At 61.9% G+C, this 4,168-nt stretch carries 3 protein-coding genes and 1 pseudogene; all 4 read right to left on the reverse strand.

The window, feature by feature from the left end:
* Positions 1 to 312 precede the first annotated feature (312 nt).
* Positions 313 to 1,092 carry a sugar phosphate nucleotidyltransferase gene (locus ABYB95_RS18265; RefSeq protein ID WP_372660108.1) on the reverse strand — a complete coding sequence of 260 codons (780 nt, stop codon included), beginning with the start codon at positions 1,090 to 1,092 and terminating at the stop codon, positions 313 to 315.
* A gap of 109 nt (positions 1,093 to 1,201) precedes the next feature.
* Positions 1,202 to 2,230, reverse strand: a complete 1,029-nt coding sequence (locus ABYB95_RS18270) for an NAD-dependent epimerase/dehydratase family protein (protein ID WP_372660110.1) — start codon at positions 2,228 to 2,230, stop codon at positions 1,202 to 1,204.
* Positions 2,231 to 2,329: 99 nt separating this feature from the next.
* Positions 2,330 to 3,607 (reverse strand): methyltransferase domain-containing protein, encoded by a 1,278-nt coding sequence (locus tag ABYB95_RS18275; RefSeq protein ID WP_372660112.1) that lies wholly within the window; start codon positions 3,605 to 3,607, stop codon positions 2,330 to 2,332.
* A gap of 94 nt (positions 3,608 to 3,701) precedes the next feature.
* A pseudogene (locus ABYB95_RS18280) lies at positions 3,702 to 4,168 on the reverse strand (glycosyltransferase); the annotation flags it as partial.

The raw sequence follows: 4,168 nt of genomic DNA on the forward strand, positions 1-4,168 counted from the left end.
CAGCGCCTGATCGCCAAGAAGCAGCTGTACTCGCACCGCCACGAAGGCTTCTGGAAAGCCATGGACACCTACAAAGACAAACTGGCCTTCGACGAGGACTACGAAAAAGGCCGCCGCCCCTGGGAAATCTGGAACCAGACCTGACCGGCGTGTGACTCGCCCACAAGCCGTACGGGTCGTGCAGGCCCGCAACGCCGAGCAACTGGCGCACTTATGCATCTCTTCGACGCCATATAGAAAGGCCCCTGTCTATAACGACCAGGGGCCCCTTTCCTCCAAAGCAGCGCGGCTTTTTTGCGCACCAAGCACCAGTCAGCCCAGGTTCCAGATTTCCCAGGGGCGGCGGCCTTTTTCGTAGTCCTCGTCGAAGGCCAGTTTGTCTTTGTAGGTGTCCATGGCTTTCCAGAAGCCTTCGTGGCGGTGCGAGTACAGCTGCTTCTTGGCGATCAGGCGCTGGAACGGGGCTTCCACCAGTTCGTCGCCGGGTTCGATGTGATCGAAAATCGCCTGGCGCAAAACCATGTAGCCGCCGTTGATCCACAGTTCCGAGTCGGCCCAGGGGCCTATGTAGTTGACGGTGCCATCGGCGTCGGTGGTGACGCTGTGGTAGCTGCCCGGTGGCCGCACCGAGACGAAGCTGGCGATCTTGTTCTGCGCGTTGGCGGTGGCGACGTATCGGTCCAGATCGATGTCGCAAAGTTGATCCGAGTAGTTGGCCAGAAAAACCTCTTCATCACGCAGCAAGTGGCGCGCGGCGACCAGGCGCTGGCCGATGTTGCGGGTCAAGCCGGTGTCCACAAAGTCGATGTTCCAGTCGCGCACGTCGGTGCCACCGCTCATCAGCTTGGGCACGCCTTTTTCCAGCCGGCAGTCTTCGCTCAACATCGGGTTGTAGTTGAGGAAGTACTCGCGGATCATCTCGCCTTTGTAGCCCAGGCACAGGATGAAATCGGTGTGCCCGAAGTGCGCGAAATGGCGCATCAAATGCCAGATGATGGGGCGGTGCCCGACGTTGACCAGGGGTTTGGGAATGGTTTCGGAGAACTCTCGCATCCGGGTGCCCATGCCCCCACAGAACAACACAACTTTCATCACATACCTCGTATCGCGGTGCGAGCGTCTGAACCCCTGGCCTCAGCACACCAACTGAGGCGGGCACCGGTTCGCGGGCATCGCTGGCCACGAACCGCGACAAAACCCATCAACTGGCCCAATAAAAATCCGAGTCGACCTGCCCGGTCTTGACCAGATAGGTCAGCGATTTCAGGCGCGTGAACGCGGCATGCTGGAACACGGTCTCGCTCATCTGGATGCGCTGGTAAACCTCGAGCAGTTCCTGCGCGCCGCGCCGCACGTCCCACTCGCATTTGAAGCCGGGCAGCTGGGTCTGGATCTTGTCGAAGTTGACGCGGTAGCTGCGGTTGTCACCGCTGGGTGGGCCGTAGCTCAGTTCGCAGTCGGGGAAGGTGTCCGCCACAATCGCCGCCACTTCCCGAATCTGGTAGTTCGAGCCGGTGTCACCCACGTTGTAGATCTGGTTGCGCACCACTTCAGAGGGCGCTTGCAAGGCGCACAGAATGGCCGACGCGATATCGCGGATGTGCACCAGCGGGCGCCAGGGCGTGCCGTCGCTGGTCATGGCGATCTTGTGCTGGGTCCAGGCCAGACCGGCCAGGTTGTTGAGCACGATGTCAAAGCGCATGCTGGGCGACGCACCATACGCGGTGGCGTTGCGCAAGAAGGTGGGCGTGAAGCTGTCGGTGGCCAGTTCGGCCACGTCTTTTTCCACCAGCACCTTGCATTGCGCGTAGGCGGTTTGCGGATTGGTGGCCGATGTCTCGTCCACCACGCCCTCGGCCACGCCGTACACGCTGCACGACGAGGTGTAGACGAAGCGCTTCACGCCAGCGGCCTTGGCCGCCTGCGCCAGCTGCACCGAACCCCGGTGGTTGATGGCGAAGGTGACGTCGGGGCTGTGTTCGCCCAAGGGGTCGTTGGAGAGTTCGGCCAGATGCACCACGGCGTCAAAGCCCTTCAAGTCCTCGGCCTGGATCTGCCGCACGTCTTTGCGGATCACCGCTGGGATGCGCGCCGCCGACTTGTCGTGGAACAGGCTGGCGTGGCTGTAATAGCCCGTGTCCAGTCCAACGACATCAAAACCGGCCGATGCGAGGATCGGCCCCAGAACCGCGCCGATATAACCTTCAGCGCCTGTGACCAAGACTTTCATTGCATGTACTCCGTTGAAATTGAGGATGGATGAGATGCCCGGCGTGCGCTTGGGCACACCTGCATGAACAAGTGGGAGCTGAGGACCGGCATCGACCGCTCAGGCTCTGACGGCTGGCTCTGACCAGACCTTGGGCGTGGGAATCGGCGTCACCCACTGCCCACCCCATTCGCGGATGTAGGCGGTCTGGGCCATGATTTCTTCCTTCAGATTCCAGGGCAGGATGAAGAGGTAATCGGGCTTGGTTTCGCGGATGTGGTCCGGCGGGTAGATCGGGATGCGGCTGCCCGGCGCAAAGGTGTGCTGTTTGGCCGGGTTGGCGTCGACCGTGAAGTCGATCAGGTCGGTGCCGATGCCGCAGTAGTTCAGCAAGGTATTGCCCTTGCCTGGTGCGCCATAACCGGCGACACGCTTGCCCTGGCGGCGCGCCTGGATCAGGAAATCCAGAATGTCGCGCTTGGTGGCACGGGCCTGTTCGGCAAAGCCGCCGTAGGTTTTGACGTCCAGCAGGCCGGCCTGTGCTTCTTCGGCCAGCACGGCAGCCACCTGGTCGGTCACCGGGCGCCCTGCCCCGGCCAATTGCCCGAACACCCGCAACGAACCCCCGTGGGTGGAGAGTTTGCGCACGTCGTAAATGTCCAGCCCGGCGGTGCGGAACACCGCGCGCACGGCGTGCAAAGACAGGTAAGAGAAATGCTCGTGGTAAATGGTGTCGAACTGGTTCTGCTGCATCAGATTGAGCAGATGCGGGAACTCGAAGGTCACCGTGCCCTGGGGTTTGAGTGCGATCTGCACCCCGGCCACAAAGTCGTTGATGTCGGGCACGTGGGCGAGCACGTTGTTGCCCGCGATCAAATCGGCGGCACCGTAGCGCGCGCGCAGATCGGTCGCGGTGTCGCGCCCGAAGAAGCGGATTTCCGTGGGAATGCCCAGGGCAATGGCGGCGTCGGCCACGCTGCGCGAGGGCTCCACCCCCAGCACCGGCACGCCGTGCGGCTTGAAATGGCGCAGCAGGTAACCGTCGTTGCTGGCCAGCTCCATCACCAGGCTGTCGCTTCCCAGTTGCAGCCGCTCCACCATTTCGTCCACATAGGCCTTGGCATGGGCCAGCCAACTGGCCGAGAAGGAGGAAAAATAGGGGTAATCGTCGGTGAACACATCGGCCGACGAGATGCAATCGCGCAACTGCACCAACCAACATGCCGAGCAAACATAGGCCTGCAAGGGAAAGTAGCGTTCGGCCTGGTTGAAGCGTGCGGGTGCGATCTGGGTCTGGCACAGCGGCGTCAAACCCAGGTCGGCAAATTCGTGGGTGACCGAGGCACCGCAATGGCGGCAGGGAAAGGCGGGAACGCTGAATACATCGTTCTTGTTCATGGTTCGGACTCGCTTAGGTGTATTGAAACATTCCGTATCAAGTATCGCTGCGCAGGCACCGCGTTGCAAGCGCGGGCATACGTCCAAAAGGGCATCAACGCGGGGTCGGCTCCACCAGCCGATCAAAGATCGTGACCAAACGCACGGCCTGGGCGGCTCGCGAATACGGCCGAACCTTGGGCAGGTTGGCCGCCAGTGCCTGGGCCACATCGGCCGAGCCCAGCACCTGCAACCAGTTCTCCAGACAGCTTTTCAACTGGTGCTGGTCGGCGATGTCACCCAGGTGAACGCCTTCAAACTGGCGCAGCTGCGCCGCCGTATCGCCCACCGGGTCGAGCACCGCCAGCAAAGGTCTTTGCGCGCGCAGGTATTCGTAGATCTTGGCCGGAATCTGGGCGTTGAAATTCGAACCCTGGAACACCAGCAACAAGTCGGCGGTCAGCATTTCGGCGATGGCTTCGCGGTAGGGAATGGGCGGCGCCACATCCACCACGTCTTGCAGACCGTGCTGCTCGGCGAAGGCCAGCACCTCGTCGCCATGGTGCGGGGCGCGGAAACGGA

The organism is Hydrogenophaga sp. (assembly GCF_041633695.1).
Classification (GTDB): Bacteria; Pseudomonadota; Gammaproteobacteria; order Burkholderiales; family Burkholderiaceae_C; genus Hydrogenophaga.